Annotated in this window: 16 protein-coding genes; 7 read left to right on the forward strand and 9 right to left on the reverse strand. The window is 57.9% G+C overall.

Annotation, left to right across the window (positions count from 1 at the left end; genetic code table 11):
• Window positions 1-15 precede the first annotated feature (15 nt).
• Both QA609_RS07205 and QA609_RS07210 read right to left on the reverse strand, forming a co-directional pair.
• Window positions 16-948: an SDR family oxidoreductase gene (locus QA609_RS07205; RefSeq protein ID WP_278301919.1), complete on the reverse strand. Its 933-nt coding sequence runs from the start codon at window positions 946-948 to the stop codon at window positions 16-18.
• On the reverse strand, window positions 948-2,420 hold the full coding sequence (locus QA609_RS07210) for a sugar transferase (RefSeq protein ID WP_278301920.1): 1,473 nt from the start codon (window positions 2,418-2,420) through the stop codon (window positions 948-950). Before QA609_RS07210 ends, QA609_RS07205 begins: the two co-directional genes overlap by 1 nt.
• Window positions 2,421-2,789: 369 nt before the next feature.
• Here QA609_RS07210 and QA609_RS07215 point away from each other — a divergent pair, with 369 nt between their 5' ends.
• Window positions 2,790-3,368 carry a hypothetical protein gene (locus QA609_RS07215; RefSeq protein WP_278301921.1) on the forward strand — a complete coding sequence of 193 codons (579 nt, stop codon included), beginning with the start codon at window positions 2,790-2,792 and terminating at the stop codon, window positions 3,366-3,368.
• A 248-nt stretch (window positions 3,369-3,616) separates the two neighbouring features.
• The gene (locus QA609_RS07220; RefSeq protein ID WP_278301922.1) at window positions 3,617-3,835 is read left to right on the forward strand and encodes a hypothetical protein; all 219 of its coding nucleotides are present in this window, start codon (window positions 3,617-3,619) and stop codon (window positions 3,833-3,835) included.
• Between the two features lie 345 nt (window positions 3,836-4,180).
• Here the strand turns inward: QA609_RS07220 and QA609_RS07225 are convergent, their stop codons facing one another.
• The 3 genes from QA609_RS07225 to QA609_RS07235 all read right to left on the reverse strand — a co-directional run bounded on the left by QA609_RS07225 (window position 4,181) and on the right by QA609_RS07235 (window position 6,421).
• The gene (locus QA609_RS07225) at window positions 4,181-5,059 is read right to left on the reverse strand and encodes a hypothetical protein (protein WP_278301923.1); all 879 of its coding nucleotides are present in this window, start codon (window positions 5,057-5,059) and stop codon (window positions 4,181-4,183) included.
• Window positions 5,056-5,271, reverse strand: coding sequence for a hypothetical protein (locus QA609_RS07230; RefSeq protein ID WP_278301924.1), 216 nt, complete (start codon window positions 5,269-5,271; stop codon window positions 5,056-5,058). The genes QA609_RS07225 and QA609_RS07230 overlap by 4 nt, the downstream gene beginning before the upstream one ends.
• 142 nt (window positions 5,272-5,413) lie before the next feature.
• Complete coding sequence (locus QA609_RS07235) at window positions 5,414-6,421, reverse strand: Cdc6/Cdc18 family protein (protein ID WP_278301925.1); 1,008 nt, start codon at window positions 6,419-6,421, stop codon at window positions 5,414-5,416.
• Between the two features lie 181 nt (window positions 6,422-6,602).
• Here QA609_RS07235 and QA609_RS07240 point away from each other — a divergent pair, with 181 nt between their 5' ends.
• Window positions 6,603-6,788, forward strand: coding sequence for a hypothetical protein (locus QA609_RS07240; RefSeq protein ID WP_278301926.1), 186 nt, complete (start codon window positions 6,603-6,605; stop codon window positions 6,786-6,788).
• Between the two features lie 97 nt (window positions 6,789-6,885).
• Here the strand turns inward: QA609_RS07240 and QA609_RS07245 are convergent, their stop codons facing one another.
• Window positions 6,886-7,350 carry a winged helix-turn-helix transcriptional regulator gene (locus QA609_RS07245; protein ID WP_278301927.1) on the reverse strand — a complete coding sequence of 155 codons (465 nt, stop codon included), beginning with the start codon at window positions 7,348-7,350 and terminating at the stop codon, window positions 6,886-6,888.
• Between the two features lie 160 nt (window positions 7,351-7,510).
• On the opposite strand from QA609_RS07245, the gene QA609_RS07250 reads away from it, so the two are divergent.
• Both QA609_RS07250 and QA609_RS07255 read left to right on the forward strand, forming a co-directional pair.
• Complete coding sequence (locus QA609_RS07250) at window positions 7,511-9,205, forward strand: transposase (RefSeq protein ID WP_278301928.1); 1,695 nt, start codon at window positions 7,511-7,513, stop codon at window positions 9,203-9,205.
• A 282-nt stretch (window positions 9,206-9,487) separates the two neighbouring features.
• Window positions 9,488-9,868: a hypothetical protein gene (locus tag QA609_RS07255; protein ID WP_278301929.1), complete on the forward strand. Its 381-nt coding sequence runs from the start codon at window positions 9,488-9,490 to the stop codon at window positions 9,866-9,868.
• A 162-nt stretch (window positions 9,869-10,030) separates the two neighbouring features.
• Here QA609_RS07255 and QA609_RS07260 read toward each other — a convergent pair whose 3' ends face one another.
• Window positions 10,031-10,231 (reverse strand): hypothetical protein, encoded by a 201-nt coding sequence (locus tag QA609_RS07260; RefSeq protein ID WP_278301930.1) that lies wholly within the window; start codon window positions 10,229-10,231, stop codon window positions 10,031-10,033.
• 513 nt (window positions 10,232-10,744) lie between these two features.
• Here QA609_RS07260 and QA609_RS07265 point away from each other — a divergent pair.
• On the forward strand, window positions 10,745-11,722 hold the full coding sequence (locus QA609_RS07265; RefSeq protein WP_278301931.1) for a formyltetrahydrofolate deformylase: 978 nt from the start codon (window positions 10,745-10,747) through the stop codon (window positions 11,720-11,722).
• A 165-nt stretch (window positions 11,723-11,887) separates the two neighbouring features.
• The gene (gene glyA / locus QA609_RS07270) at window positions 11,888-13,138 is read left to right on the forward strand and encodes a serine hydroxymethyltransferase (protein ID WP_278301932.1); all 1,251 of its coding nucleotides are present in this window, start codon (window positions 11,888-11,890) and stop codon (window positions 13,136-13,138) included.
• Between the two features lie 132 nt (window positions 13,139-13,270).
• Here glyA and QA609_RS07275 read toward each other — a convergent pair whose 3' ends face one another.
• Both QA609_RS07275 and ilvA read right to left on the reverse strand, forming a co-directional pair.
• Complete coding sequence (locus QA609_RS07275; protein WP_278301933.1) at window positions 13,271-14,911, reverse strand: BCCT family transporter; 1,641 nt, start codon at window positions 14,909-14,911, stop codon at window positions 13,271-13,273.
• Between the two features lie 198 nt (window positions 14,912-15,109).
• The gene (gene ilvA, locus QA609_RS07280) at window positions 15,110-16,354 is read right to left on the reverse strand and encodes a threonine ammonia-lyase (RefSeq protein ID WP_278301934.1); all 1,245 of its coding nucleotides are present in this window, start codon (window positions 16,352-16,354) and stop codon (window positions 15,110-15,112) included.
• Window positions 16,355-16,362: the final 8 nt, after the last annotated feature.

Raw genomic sequence — 16,362 nt, forward strand, 5'->3', positions numbered from 1 at the left:
CATCTTTGAACCCACTCAGTCGTTTTCCGCAAGCCGGGAGAGGCCCTCCTCGAGGTCCACCGTCGGCTCGTAGCCGAGTTCGGTTCGGATCTTCGAGATCGCTGCTCGACTGTGTTCGATGTCGCCGGGCCGGGGCTCCCCGTGAACGATCTCGGAGTCCGAGCCGACGACCTCGCGGATCGTCTCGGCGAGTTCCCGAATCGTCACCGACGAGCCGGTTCCGACGTTGAACGACTCGCCGACGGCGTCGGTCGTCGCCGCCAGCAGGTTCGCCCGTACGACGTCCGAGACGTGGACGAAGTCCCGCGTCTGGGTGCCGTCGCCGTCGATCGTGATCGGTTCGCCGGCTCGGGCCTGCTCGAGAAAGATACTGATAACGGCGCTGTAGTCGCCGCCGACCTGTCTCGGGCCGTAGACGTTGAAGTATCGCAGGCTGACGGTCTCGAGGTCGTACAGCTCGTGGTAGAGGCGCGCGTACTCGTCGGCGGTCGCCTTCTCCAGTCCGTACGGCGAACTCGGTTCCGCCGGGTGATCCTCGTCGACCGGCGTGTACTCGGGGTGGCCGTAGATCGCCGCGCTCGAGGCGAGTACGACCCGGGCGTCCTCGGCGCGAGCTCGCTCGAGCACTCTCAGGGTCCCGTCGACGTTGACCGCGTGACTCTCTACGGGGTCTTCGACCGACCGCTCGACGCTGACGAGGGCCGCCTCGTGGAAAACGAGATCGATCCCGTCCGTCGCTCGCGCGACGGCGTCGCCGTCCCGGAGATCGCCCTCGACGAGCGTCACGCCGTCGGGAACGCGATCGCGACGACCGGTCGAGAGGCTATCGAGCACGCGAACGTCGTTCTCGTCGTCGAGAGCGTCGACGAGGTGGCTGCCGATAAATCCCGCCCCGCCCGTCACCAGAATCGTCTCTCCCGTCGGCGGCTCCGGTAGTTGACCTGACATCAGCTGCTACTCGACTCTTCGTCACCGCCCTTAGTTAAGCGTTCAGACAACAGCTCGACGACGTCCGCCGCAACCGACCAGATCTGGTAGGCGACGAGTTTGATATCCAGCCACAGCGACTGCTGGCGCACGTACTCGAGGTCGTACTCGAGTTTTTTCGCGGGTTCGAACCCCGTCACGTCGTTGACCTGAGCGATACCGGTAAGTCCCGGTTTGACGAACCAGCGTTTCGACCAGTCGATACCCTCGGCGTCGATCTCGCGATCGATCTCGGGTCGTTCGGGCCGCGGGCCGACGACGCTCATCTCCCCGCTGAGGATCGAGAACAGCTGCGGGATCTCGTCGATGTGGGTCCGTCGAAGGATCCGACCGACGCTCGTGACGCGAGGGTCGACGCCGCCGGCGTCCTCCTCGCTCAGTTGGACACCGTCGCTTTCGGCGTCGGTGACCATGCTCCGGAACTTCGAGAGGGTAAACGTCCCCCCCAGTGTCGACGTTCGGGTTTGATTGTAGAGGACGGGGCCGGAGGAGTCCAGCTTGATCGCGGTCGCGACGAGCAGGATCAGCGGTGCCAACACGAGCAGGCCGACCGTCGCGAACGTCAGATCGAACGCTCGCTTTGCCAGACGGCCGTACCACGGCCACGGCTGGAGGTCGACGCGCACCAACGCGTCGCCGACGCGCTCGTCCTCGAGAACTCGGTCGGCGAGCGAGTCGTGGACGAGCGCGTCGACGCCCCGTTCACGACACGTTCGCAGGACACCGAAACACTCCTGGCGGTCGTCGTGGGCGAACGCGAGCACGACGGTGTCGACGTCGCGCTCGCGGACGACTCGCTCGAGCCGCGAGAGTCCGCCGAGACGGTCGATTCCGGCGATCAGCTCGACTCGGTTGACCCGATCGCTGGCTGGGAGGCCACCGTCGGTTCTGAGAACCTGTTCGTCGTCGGAACGTCGATCCAGTCCCGAGTCACCGGGATAGGACATCTCTATCGACTGCTCGGTCAGTACCGGTGACAGGAAGCCGAGGGGCGAAACGGGAAGCGAGAGGATCGAGGATTTGATCAGCGTGGGCTCGTCGCCGACGACCAGGACGCGCTCGGGACGGTCACGGCGACGACAGAGTCCGTACCAGGCGGGAAGCGTAAGTGCGAGGACGGCACCCGAGGCGAGGGTCGTCGAAACCGCGGGAGCAGCGGGGACCCCCGCGACGGCGAGGAGGATAAGAACGAGACACGCGATACCGATCTGTCGCCAGGTCTCCGAAAGCACCGTCGCTACCGAGCGCGGTCGGGAGACGTACAGCGGGGTCAACGCGACGCTGACGATCCCACCGACGAGCGCCGCGACGAGGAGGCCCTCACCGAAGGTGGTTGGCGCGCCGGTGAGGATATCCGCGACGAATCCCGTCGCGAGCGCGAGCAGCAGCGTCCCTGTGGCTGCGGCGCCGCGATACCCCCAGCGTAGTAACATTCAACATATTCTCTCCCTCAGACGCCGTATTAAAGCTTGTGAGACGGTGTAAGATAAGTATACGACTATTTCAGGATAATCGCTCAATAGTAACTCGTTGTTACTTATCAGACGGTTTATGACACATCTAACGAGCGAGAGTGGGCGCTCATCACCCGGTCGATCGGGCGGCGAGCAATCCGAGGTTTTCGGGATCCGATCGTCGACAGTGAGAGGGGAAACTAACCGACGGCTGTCGCTCTCTCCACGAAACTCGCTCCAGAACTCGTGATCTGAGCCGGGGATCACGAACAGTTTCGGCGTCCACAACGTCCTGTTTCTCGGTTATGTGACTATTACTAACCACGTCGTCGGACGAAGGTGTCGCGTATGAACCGACGGACGATGCTTCTCGGAGCCGGCGCCGCACTCACGGCGACGATAGCCGGGTGCGGAAGCGCGGACGGAGAAGATACGGACGAACCGGACGACGCCGACGAACTGGACGACTCGCTCGAGGACGATAGGGACGACGACGCCGACGCCGACGACACCCCGACCGACGAACTTTCCGGGGAGGACGACGAGGACGACGAGGACGATGACCCAGTCGAGGACCGAATCCCCGGGTTCGAGGACGACGCATTTGCTGTCGACAGCGACGACGTCTCGATCGGAGCGGTGACTCGCGATGATGAGACGGTTACCGTTCGGATGGAGGCACACACCCTCGACCAGGAGGCACTCGAGGACGACATGGAGGACGCCGGTCGGGCGTTCGTCGGGGCCATCGACGACGTCGACGAGTTCACCGGGGCCGTCTCGACCGTCGAGTGGGACGTCGTGTACGGGGGTAACGAACTCGCCGACTTCCACATCGAATCGGAGTGGCTCGAGGCCTACGACGCGGGCGAACTGTCGGAGGACGAGCTCCTCGATCGGATTCTCGAAACGGGATCGATAGACTAAGCCTCGAGGAAACCGGATAGTAAACTGTATATGGCGATACAGAAATGGTGGCAGAACGCCGCAGAACTTCGGAGGATGGGTTTTGACAAACCACCAAATTAGTGACGTTTCTATATTCGGACATGCATGATTGGTATGAAATGTGACCGGTTAGTTCCAGTTTTAGATCTAAGACAGTTAGAATGTGATGTAGGTGAGTGAATGAAAGTGCAGGAAACTTATTACTGATAGAGTTATAACCATTACATATGAGTCAGAACAAATCTGACGGTGGGAAATTCATTGCTTCAATTCATCGTTCAATACTTGGTGCGCTACTTGCAATAGCCGGAATTGTAGGGCTTGCTGGGGTAATGGAAGCGGTTACCGGAGGGCATCTGTTGTTTGGTGTTGTTGGAATCGTAGTTGCTGGAATCGCAGTTTATTGGATCTATTACCTGTTTATGGAAGGTTTGCAAGAACGGTAAGACAGATTCGCTATCTACAGATGTGTATGGAACAGACAGCAACAGACCAGCAATGTTTATAAGTTATTGTTGGTAATAGTACATATGGAAGTTACGCGTAAAAATGTCCTCAAGGTATTTGGGCCAATATCTATACTAACAGTCCTGATATTAGTGTATCTTACATCGCTTTCTTCTTGGTGGGTTCTCGGAATAACGGTCCTCGTTGCCATAATTATCCCTCAGTCGATAATTCGGTTTCATCCCAGAATTAATGTCTGAGTTCCCACACATAACGGATCTCCCTCTACTGACTATTGAAACCTACTACAGAACTCTATGCTATCGACACTGACCAGCACCTCATCACAGCTTCTTGTATGTGAGATCTTTTGAAGAAACATATTCACGAATCAGTTCACCAAGTTCCCATGTACGATGTACGTCTGCTAAATTATGCTGAAGTATCGGAAGAAATTCTTCGCGTTTATAGCGTTCGACAGCACTCCCAGAGTCTTCGAACGGATCATACGGCTCGCCCTGATACCAGATGTGATCCACACTTTCGGAAGTGGTCTCTATCGGAACCTGATCAACTTCATTAAACAAGATGTCATGTGATCCGACAAGCGTGTTTATATCTGATCCGTTACCGTAGGCGGTGTGCTGCGTGTTGAGTCGCTTCTTGACTGGTTCAAAAATGTCTGCGAATTGGATGTTGTCGAACACCCAGTTGAGATCGTTCTTGATGCATCGGGTGCGTAGGAACGGAAGATCGAAGCCACCAGACCATGAGTCGGCGTTATAGGCAATAAGTCGGTTGTAGTTTCTGTCGAACTTCTCAAAAATGATTTCTTGTACTGCCTTCAGTAGGTGCCATTCATTTTCTACTACGGTCACTGAGACCGGAACACCACCACTCACACTTTCAAGCCGTTGTTCGCTTTTCTGAGACGATAGTGTACTTCCATCAGTATTGATTACGAGTTCTGCTCGTCCTGTTGGAAGCCAGAAACCGGAGACCGTGATTTGATCAGACCACCCGAATCCTGTTGTTTCGATGTCCCATGCGACGTGTGTTCGATCTATTTCTTGGATCATCGCACCTGTAGCATCAGGAAGAGATAACAAAACGAACGGGGCTGAACTTCCGGAAGTCCGTGAGATGATTCTATCAGTAGTTGGTAGTACGGTTTCTTTATTCAGAACTTTGCCTGAAGCCCACGTTACGCACAGGGGACTCATTGACGACGGGTGTAGATGAATTGTGAAATAATGAACACAAGCGCGGCAGAAAAGAAGATTCCCATTGTCTCAATTGCCAACTCACCAAGAGCCCAGTACTGATACGAGAGAACAATAAAGCCAGCAACCAGAGCCGCTGTGAACCCGTTTCTGTAGCTCCTCGCTTTATTATCATCTAAGTCTGAATCTAAAACGATTTCTGCAATTCCCATAGTGTATATGTAATCATAACAACTGGATCACTAATAGGTTTCTGCCGTTCAGTACGCATACCTACGTAACGAATCGACCAATTCAGATTCACGGCTCAGATTGAATAAAGAAGCCGTACTACCAACTACTGCTAGGTACGGGCTATGAAGAATGAGTATTGTATGTACGCCCCCGGTTTTCGCCGTTAGCGACAACAAGGTTGTAGTGCTGCATCTTCTGTAGATAGTACCGCATCATTCGCTTTGTCTTCGGCTCATCAATCCGATTTTGGTAGACCTCATACAGACGGCCAGCCGAAGTCTCTCCTTCCTCAGTTAGAACATCATAGAGTATCCGTTGATCCTCTGTAAGTTTCTCTACGTTTTTCTGCTTGATTTCCGTTTTCGCTTCCGGTACTGCATCATCAATATACTCGTCTGAAATACCGTTCTCATTGTTTTGTGAAGCCAGTCGTGCAGCTTTTCGAAGCACTCCTATTGCAACACGAGCATCGCCTTTAGACGCGACAGCAATGCGCTCTAACTGATCAGGAATAACAGCATCTGGCTCCAACCCCCAGTGTACCCTGTCTTCGAGTATGGATACGATCTCCCCACTCCGATACGGTTTGTAATGGATGCGTGTTATCGTCTGCAGACGGCTTTTGAGACGATTATCTAGCCGGGAGAACAGATCCTCCTCTTGATTCGCTATGAGAACCATTTCGACGTTTGGTGTGCGGTATATGTTGTAAAGTACGTCGGTGGTTTCGAGTTGATCTGCTTCATCAAGAACGACTACGTAGGGTGGGCCGTCGTAGTTGTGTAGTCGGTCACGGAGTTTGTCGGTGGGTGTGGATTGACGGTGGATGTCGAGTGTTTGGTCAATGCCTTCAAGGATGCGGTAGAGGGTCTGGAACTGCGTATGGTCTTTCCAGCAGTTGACGTATTGTGTGTTGAGATCGATTACGTTTTCGTGGAGTTGTTTGAGGATGTACTGTGTAGTGCAGGTTTTTCCGACGCCTGGGGGTCCGTGTAGGAGGGTGGTTTCTCCTGGTTCGCCGTTGGTGAGTGGTTTGAGAGCGGCGGAGAGTGTAGTGAGTTCGTTATCGCGGTGAACGAGGTCTTTGGGTACGAATTCGGCTTGGAGGACTCGCGCGTCTGTTATCATAACGCATACTTCAACAGCATCCTAAATAAGTGGAAGTGGTGAATTTCCGCTTTTCCGATTTACTGGTTAGTAGTTAGTAGTGCAGTTTCTTTATTCAGAATTGTGTGTGAAACTCCCGATCAGTATAGGTCAGGGAAATAAAGAGCATAAGAATTAAACTCTTTGACAGAATACGACGCCTATGAACCAGACTACGGAACGTCTTGAATATCACATCAAGGGTGCATTCATAGTCCTGCTCGTCCTCGCGGCATTCCAGTACTGGCAGAGCAACCTCGATCTCGGATTCCTAGTTGTAGTGGCAGCTGGTTACGTTGTTCTCAGGATGGCGTTTGATATTATCCAGGAACGATACATAAACGCCTGAACGCTGTTCCCTTCGCACTCTATACATAACGTATCGACAATTCAGATTCACGGCCCAGACCAAATAAAGAAATTGTACTACCAACTACTACTGACAGTCATTCATCCTTGTCTACTCTTCCTTGTTCTTCCTTTGCAGGGTCCGTAGTGGTGTACAGCGTAGGTGCAATCGGAATAAATTCATCATCCGCATATTTTTTGTCCATTTCTTCATAACCATCTACAATAGTGTCTAACACATTATCACGCGCATCATCGAATCCTTTACGCGCATCTCTTAATTCGTAATGATAGTGAACTAAGCCAATATGCTCCATATTCATCAATAAATACCTGCCCCTGTTCGTCAAAATATACGCATGTGATTTTCCCTTCTCTCCATCAACTACTTCAGTGTCAACTAGTGACAAATATTCTGCCCGTTTCAACCTTTTAGTTAATGTTCCTTGACTAATGTCGAGTGCATCATCTAATTCGTTGAAACGAGACCCATTATATCCCATCTCACACACCATTCGTATTGACCCTTTTTTCCACAGAAACCCTCTAACATCTCCTGACATTAATCTCTAATTCATATTGCAACATATTAAATTCTACAGTACACTCTAATTTAGCGCACGCTCTCACCTTTTTGATTAAATACACCCATCAACTACGCCGATTACCGGAAATCGGAAACTTCGCACTTAAATCTTAGTTTAAAACCAGATGACATCTACCATGAAACCATCAAACCACGATTCTCTCCTTGACGATCTAGCTGAGCAGGCAGAAGAGCGCTGCCAAGTCCGCGACCATATATCAAAAGTAATTGCTGATCTCGAATTTTCAGACGAAATGTTCACAGACCAGCACGATGGGTCTGCTTTCTACGATTTTGAGGGAATGGTACGTATATTCCTTTACAAAGAAGTTCGCGGCCTCAGCCAACGAGAAACTGCACGACACTTGGAGCAATGGCCACACATACTGATGAAATTCGGGCTGGACCGTTCTCCAAGACAAGCAACATTGTCACATACGCGCCAAAATCGGTTTTCCTTCACTGATTGGCTATTCCTGCGTGATGCTGCATCTCAAATCCAAGAAATCGCGGAAGAACACGATCTGATTCATGTTCCAAACGACTCTCCACCAATTTCACCGGACGAAATTCAGGACGGTGGGCTAACTGAGAAAGAAATTCGACGGGCCACGCAACTCGCCCGGAAACACGTATTCAAACCGTTCAGCACAGGACGTGCTGAGAACGCAAAATACGACGATAACATTTTCTGGGAGATGCAGGCCTACTTGTCGATGGTTAGATGTGGGACTGCACAAGGCGGTCGGCGCTTTGCTCGAATGAGCAAACGAAGCGAGACACCACACGGGGACACACACGAAAGAACAATAAAGAAAATTGGTGCTCCTAATCCCCAAACCAGTCTCAAAGAATGGAGTGATGGATCAGACACGGTGAATTGGAAACGGACTCGGAAACAGTTACTTGATCCGTTCAATGACGCTATTGAACATCTCTTAGAAGAATCCACACTCAAAAACGATATTCGGGAACCAGTTAACGTCGCCATTGACATTACACCATGGCAGTTCTATCCCTCCCCATGGAAGGACAGAGACCGGAATCTTCCAAAAGAAGACTATCCAGAAATGGTTGCAGGGTTGAAAGATAGGGGTGTTCGTGGATATGAGTTTGCGACGTTAACTGTCGTAGGAGTAAACACCCCGATTATTCTTGCTGTTGAACCAGTTAAACGTCGCTCTGCATGGGAAAATGATGGGGTTGGATCAACACCAGTAGCGGATGTAGTAGAGCGGCTTCTGAATAAGGCGCATCAGTATGTTGAGATCAACAAGGTGATGGCTGACCGGGAGTTTGACACCCATCGTGTTCGAGATATTGTTGACCGAAAGGGGATGACCTACTTGATTCCGAAGCGGTTCAGTGCCTCGAAGGATTTTGAGAACGCTGAAAAGGTCGAGCAACATCCTCACGCAGATGTGGCAGTCGAGCAAGATGTTTCGCTTTCAGTTGATGATAGAACACATGAAGTAAATTTCATGTATGTCCCGTCAAAATCGGGTGAGGGTTCTGCACTGTTCACAACAAATGCAGATGTAACTCCGGATCGGGCACAAGGTTTGGTGGCTCAGTACCGGGACCGATGGATGATTGAGAACGAGTACAAGTCGATCAAAGCGGATTTCCTGCCGGTCACCTGCTCGAAGGACTACCGCATGCGGATGTTCTATTTTATTGCGGCTACCCTGATGTACAATCTGTGGCGGTTGACGAATCTTGTTCTTCGGGACTTGGTGGATGTGGATCTTGGTGAATCTCCACCAATAACAGCAGGAGAATTCGTGGAGTTGTTGGCGGTTTTCGTTGAGCCGCAGACAGAATACGGGTAACTGACTGTTGTTATCGTATTCGCCTTTTGAGTAGTTGCATCGCTCGTTAGCGCTTCTTATTTTTATCAATAACTAACCGTATTTTATATTAGTAAATAATTTTAAATCCGTATCTTCTCTGACCTGATTTCTCAGATAAACAGAATTGGTCAGCGGACCGCTTTTCGTTTGTCAACCGGTCAAACTCCGAAGTTGTGACGCCGACTCCTGTGGGGCGATCCCGGAGCACCCCGGCTCGAGGTAATCCTCGGCTTCGCGGTGCTGGTTGCAGGTGTGCTGATCATGACGGCCGTTTCGAACGGTCTCGACGCGGGACATCCCGGGAGGCGGTTTCTCCACGATATCGGGCTCCCGTTCGTTCTCTTCTACGCCCCTGGAGTGGTCGCTGCCGTCGGCTCGTTTCTCAGGTGCGGTGCCGCGACGTGTCTGGTGGTCGGCCTGATTCCGGCTGGCGTCTTCGCGTCGACCGCGATCCTCGGGAGCGTGCTCGGGGTTCCGGGAGTCGGCGGCGGAGATGCCCCGCTCTGGAGCATCACGCTGGCGTTCGCGACGATCAGCCTCGTCGCCGCTATCGTCGGGTGCGTCGTGGGTCTCGCGATACGAGTCGTCGTCGCCCGCGTTCACCGGAGACGCGCCGGGCGTACCGAGTCCGAAGGCGAGTAGACACGGGGGACGTCGGTCAGTAGACGCCCCGCGATCGGAGCGATTCGACCGATGCGCCCAGAAGGTGATCGCCGCGACCTCGGTCTCGCTTCGCGTTGGGACCGTCTCGACGGGCGGGCCGCGGTTGCGGTCGGGCGTCACCGGTTGACAGCCGTCGATGCCTCACTCCTCCCACGCGCTGGGAGCGATACCGAGGACCTGAACGACGGGACGGTACAGAAAGACGAGAACGAAGATGATCGCGAGTTCGATCCAGAAGCCGACGTCGCCGGCGAGGGTTCGCACGACTCCGAGCACGAGAAACACCAGCAGTAGCATCGCGAGGTAGTGCGGGACGAGCTCGAGCAACCGGTCCGTGTCCATGGAAGGCGTTCGACGACGGCGACTATATGCGTACTGGCTGGTCGGTTCGGTCTCGAGTCCACGACCCTCGACTGCAACCGCGGCTCGCTCGGAACCGGTCGTCCCGTCGGTCGCAGCCTGATTGTTATAAACATAACTACGATTGTAGTATCTATCAATTCGGGCAGCTATTCAGGTCTCTCGAGCTCGGACAAATTAACAAACTTCCAAGAGTTATATCTAGTCTCTAGTTCGTTCCGACAACGAGGGAGGCGGTGCGGTCGGTACTCGGACCGATACCGCCCTCGGTCGGCGACCCCCGTTCGTTCACGAGCTATAAGTTTCCAAACACGACGAGCGTTCCGAACCACATCCCCTCTCAGTGATTTCAGGAGAGCCAACGTTCATTACCGGCGAACCGGAACTACGGTAGTAGATGTCACACCACAGGCAAGCCCCTCGAGGCGAGGAGCCACTGCAACGACGACAACGACGGCGGTCGGCGAGCGCCGACGGTCGACGGAGGCGGCAGCGATGACCCGCGAGAGCACCGAGATCACCCTTATCGGTGAGGACGATTCGGGAGTACTCGCGGAGCTGACCACCGCACTCTACGATCGCGACGTCGAGTTGCTCGAGCTGGATCAGGCCGTCCGCGACGGCACCTTCCGGATGAACGTCCGGGTCGACACCGACGGGATGGCCGTCTCGCAGTCGACCCTGCGGACCGAGCTGCAGACGCTCGGCGACGAGTTCGACGTCGACGTCCGGGTACGGTTCCCCTCGAGCTGCGACGACCAGTCGATCGCCGTCCTGGTCACGAAGGAGAGCCACTGTCTGGAGGCGCTGCTCGAGGCCTGGGACGAGGGCGAACTCGGCGCGGATATCGGGGTCGTCATCGGAAACCACGGCGATCTGCGTCCCCTTGCGGCAGAGTACGACGTCCCGTTCTACGACGTCGGCGACGAGAGCGGCTCGCCCGACGAGGACGAACTCCTGGAGCTGCTCGCGGAGTACGACACCGACCTCATCGCGCTGGCCCGATACATCCAGATCCTCTCCCCGGAGGTCGTCTTCCGGTACGAGGACCGTATCATCAACGTCCACCCGAGCCTCCTGCCGGCGTTCCCCGGCGCTGCGGCCTACCGCCAGGCCCTCGAAAAGGGCGTTCGGATCGCGGGCGTCACCGCCCACTACGTGACCACGGACCTCGACCAGGGACCGATCATCACTCAGCGCGCGTTCAACGTTCCCGCCGACGCCGCCGAGGCCGATCTCAAGGCGCGCGGCCAGCCCCTCGAGGCCGAGGCCCTGCTCGAGGCGATCGAGCTCCACCTCGAGGACGAACTCGCCGTCGAGGACGGCCGAGCCGAACTCGAGCAACCGGATCGGACCGCGACCCAGCTCGGCGCACCCGCGGAGCTGGACCGGGCCAACCCCGAGGCTCCGGTCGACGAGCGCGAGTCGCTCGTCGCCGACGACCGCGAGGGAACGGCCGTCGCCGACGACTGACGTCGATTTCGCCACCCGTTCTGTGGCCCGTGCTCGTCGATTGTACTCGAGGAGAGGCGTCCACTTTCGTCGCCATCCGTTCCACGCACAGTCAGCTATCTTACGTATCGTGGTTGAACACTCACGCTCGCAAGATACTTACTCCGGGTTCCCGCTACTCGTAGTATGGCGTTCGACCAGCCACTCGACAGCATCTCGCCGAGCGTAGCGACGGCCATCGATCGCGAACGCGACCGACAGGAGTCGACGCTCGGCATGATCGCCTCGGAGAACCACGTCTCGGAAGCCGTCCTCGAGGCCCAGGGCAGCGCGTTAACGAACAAGTACGCCGAGGGCTACCCCGGCGGCCGGTACTACGGCGGTTGCCAGCACGTCGACACCGTCGAAGAGGACGCGATCGAATCGGCGAAAGCGCTCTTCGGTACGGACCACGTCAACGTCCAGCCCCATAGCGGGACCCAGGCGAACATGAGCGTCTACTTCGCCGTCCTCGAGCCCGGCGACGGCATCCTCTCGCTGTCGCTCTCCCACGGCGGTCATCTGAGCCACGGCCACAGCGTCAACTTCTCCGGACAGCTCTACGACGTCGATCAGTACGAGGTCGATCCCGACACGGGGTACATCGACTACGACGACCTCGAGCGACAGGCCCGCGAGACCGACCCCGAACTGATCGTCAGCGGTTCGTCGGCGTACCCCCGCGAGTTCGACTACGAGCGGATCGCCGAGATCGCCGACGACGTCGACGCCCTTCACCTCGCGGACATCGCCCACGTGACCGGGCTCGTCGCGGCCGGCGTCCACGCCTCGCCCGTCGAGCACGCGGAGTTCGTCACCGGGAGCACGCACAAGACGATCCGCGCGGGTCGCGGCGGGATCGTGATGTGTGACGAGGAGTACGCCGACGACATCGACTCGGCGGTCTTCCCCGGCGCGCAGGGCGGCCCGCTGATGCACAACGTCGCCGGCAAGGCCGTCGGCTTCGCGGAGGCCCGAACCGACGCGTTCGACGAGTACGCCGAGCAGGTCGTCGCGAACGCGAAACGCCTCGCCGACGTCTTCGTCGAGCGGGGGCTCTCGCTGGTCAGCGGCGGCACCGACAAACACCTTCTGCTGGTCGATCTCCGCGAGTCCCATCCCGACCTCACGGGCAAGGAAGCCGAGTCGCTGCTGAGCGACGCCGGCATCATCGTCAACAAGAACACCGTTCCCGGCGAGACCAGATCGCCGATGGTCACCAGCGGGATCCGCGTCGGCACGCCGGCGCTCACCACGCGAGGCCTCGAGGAGGCGGAGATGGAGACCGTCGCCGACTGCATCGTCGACGTGCTCGACGCACCGGACGACGAGGCCGTCACCGAGCGCGTGGCCTCGCGGGTCGACGAACTCTGTACGGCGTACCCGATCTACGAGTAGCGCTCGAGCGGTTCGATTTCTTCCGTCGTAACGACCCATTCGATCGCATAGCCGTCGTGCGATCGAGTGCGCACTGAGTCCCAGTGGCTACTATAGCCGGGAAAACCGAGCCAGGAGAACAGCGACGCCCGTTCAGTCGTCGGACGGATCCGCAGTTTCGGGTTCCGTCCGGGTTCCCTCGAGGTCGGTCGAGCCGATCGAGACGTCGTCCTCCTCGCGGAGGAACAACGGTTTGCGAGCCCCGAACGCGGACATCATCGAGATCATGGCGAGCAAGGCGATGATCGAGAACGGGCCACCGGTGATGATCGCGGCCTGCTGGAGCGCGTCGACGCCGCCGGTGACCATCAGCAGGGAGGCCAGCGCCCCGATGAGAAAGCCCCAGATGACGCGGTTGATCGTCGAGGGGTCCTCGACGCCGCCGGTGGTCAGCATGCCGAGTGCGAGCGTCGAGGAGTCGGCCGACGTGATCAGGAACGTCGTCACGAGCACCAGAAAGAGGACGGTCAGCACGCCACCCAGCGGGAGCGCCTCGAACAGCGGGTAGCCCGAACCCGCCTCGCCGAGTTCGCCGACGACCGCGAGGATGTCGGCTCGGCCGCTGTCCTGGAGGAAGATCGCCGCCCCGCCCATGGTCGCGAACCAGGGGACCGTGATGCCGGTCGAGGCGATCACGCCTGTCACGGCGACCTGTCGAACCGTCCGCCCTCGAGAGATCCGCGCGATGAAGAGGCCGACGAACGGCGTCCACGAGAACCACCAGGCCCAGTAGAAGATGGTCCAGCCGCCGACCCACTCGTCGACGCCGGCCCCGGCGCCGTTGCCGGAGCCGGTGTAGAAGCTCATCGTGATGAACTCGTTGATATAGGCCCCGAGCGCCTGGGTTCCCATCGACATGATCTGGGTCGTGGGTCCGAGCAGGAACGTCGCGAGGGTCAAGAGCGCGAACAGCCCCATATTGAAGTAGGAGAGCCGTCGGATCCCCTTGCGAACCCCGAGCGCGACGGAGATCGTGAACGCGACCGTGAGACCGGTGATCACCACCACGGTACCGGCGTCACCGACGCTGGCGCCGGTAGTCCACTCGATACCGACGAGGAACTGGCTTCCAACCAGCCCGAGCGTCGTCGCGACGCCCCCGATCGTGGCGAACACCGCGAGGACGTCGATCGACTTCGCCAGCGGGCCGTCGAGGTTCTCGAGGCCGACCCACGGCGCGATCACCGTCGAGATGCGAAGCGGCGCGTCGTACCGGTAGGCGAAGTACGCGATCGGCAGCGCCATCACGACGTACGCGGTCCACGCGGAGACTCCCCAGTGGAAGAAGGTGTACTGAATCGCACTGACCGCAGCACCGGAGGACTGGGCCTCGGCGTCGACGAACGGCGAGACGGCGTCGTAGTGGAAGATGGCCTCGGCGGGGCCCCAGAAGACGATTCCGGCGGCGATCCCCGCCGAGTACAGCATCGCGAAGTATGCGGGGAAGGCAAACTCCGGCTGCTCGTCGTCGGCGCCGAGTTTGATGTTCCCCCACGGACCGAAGATGAGGAAGCCGACGAACGCGACGAGGACGAACATCGCGACCAGGTACCACCAGCCGGCGGCGGTCCACAGAACGTCGTTCGCGTCGGCCATCACGCTCGACGCGGCTCCGGGCCGAATCACGAACGCCAGCACCGCTACGGCCGCGATGACGAAACCGACCGTGAAGACGGCGACATCTAGCTCCTCGGCGAACCGCTCCAGCGGTCCGGTCGACTTAGAGCCGGCCACGCGCTCTCACCCTTCTGTTCCCGGGTCGATCTGAGTCCCGGACCGGTCGCTCGGTTCGCCGTTCGATGCGTCGTCTCGTTCGCTCGGTACGCTGATATTTCATGCTAGTCACTATCTCTCATCCGAATCGATTCGACGGGCGTCCGCTATCGTCGCCCGTGGTGTCCGTAAACCGTGTTCGGTGGGAGGCGCTCCCCCCTACTCGCGGTTGACGTCCTCGACGTCGTACCCCTCGGCCTCGATGCTGTCGATGATCGCGGCGGCGTGTTCGATCCCGCTCGTCTCGATCTGGAAGACGAGGTACGCTTCGCCGACGTTCAGCGATTCGACCGCGCGGTCGTGGCGGACGGTCTGGATGTTCGCCCCGTGGTGGGCGATGATCCCGGAGAGCTCGTTCATCTTCCCCGGCATGTCGTCGATCTTCACGCGCAGGCGCAGGATCTGGCCCCGACCGGTGAGCGCGTGGATCAACACCGTCTGCAGCATCGTCATATCGAGGTTGCCGCCACACAGCAGCGGCATGACGGTCTCGCCCGCGACGTCAAGGTCGTCGCCCAGCAGCGCCGCGACCGATGCCGCGGCCGCCCCCTCGACGACCTGCTTCGCCCGCTCGAGCAGGAGCAAGATCGCCCGTGCGATCTGTGAGTCGGTGACGGTGACGACCTCGTCGACGTGTTCCTCGATGAGCCCCAGCGTCAGCTCGGAGATCCCCCCGGTGGCGATCCCGTCGGCGATCGTGTCGACGTCGTCGAGCGTCACCGGGACGCCCTTGTCGAGGCTCTCGTGGACGGTCTGGGCGCCCGTCGCCTGGACGCCGACGACCCGCGTCTCGGGAGAGAGGTGGTCGAGCGCCGTGGAGATCCCGCTTATCAGGCCGCCCCCGCCGATCGGGACGATGACGGTGTCGACCTCGGGGAGGTCCTCGTACATCTCGATTCCCAGGGTGCCCTGGCCGGCGACGATCGCCGGGTCGTCGTAGGCGTGGACGAACTCGACGTCGTTGTCGGCCGCGTACTCCTTTGCGTAGGCCATCGCCTCCTGGAAGTCCTGGCCGACGAGTTCGACCGTCGCGCCGTAGCTTCGAGTCGCGTCGATCTTCGCCTGGGGGGCGTGTCTCGGCATGACGATCGTCGAGTCCGCCTCACACCTGGTCGCGGCTAGCGCAACGCCCTGGGCGTGGTTGCCGGCGCTCGCGGCGACGAACTCGTCGGCACCGTCGGCGACGGCCTGACTGATCCGGTTGTACGCCCCGCGGGTCTTGAACGAGCCGGTCCACTGGAGGTGTTCCATCTTCAGGTAGACCTCCGCATCGACCAGCTCCTCGAGGGACGTGGATCGCTCGATCGGCGTGCGCTTGACGACCGTCTCGTCGGTCAGGCGTTCTCGCGCTCGTTCGATGTCCTCGTACTGGATCTCGGGTTCGCGTTTTCGTGATTCGTTCATACTCTCGT

Source organism: Natronococcus sp. A-GB7 (assembly GCF_029688865.1).
Lineage (GTDB): Archaea > Halobacteriota > Halobacteria > Halobacteriales > Natrialbaceae > Natronococcus.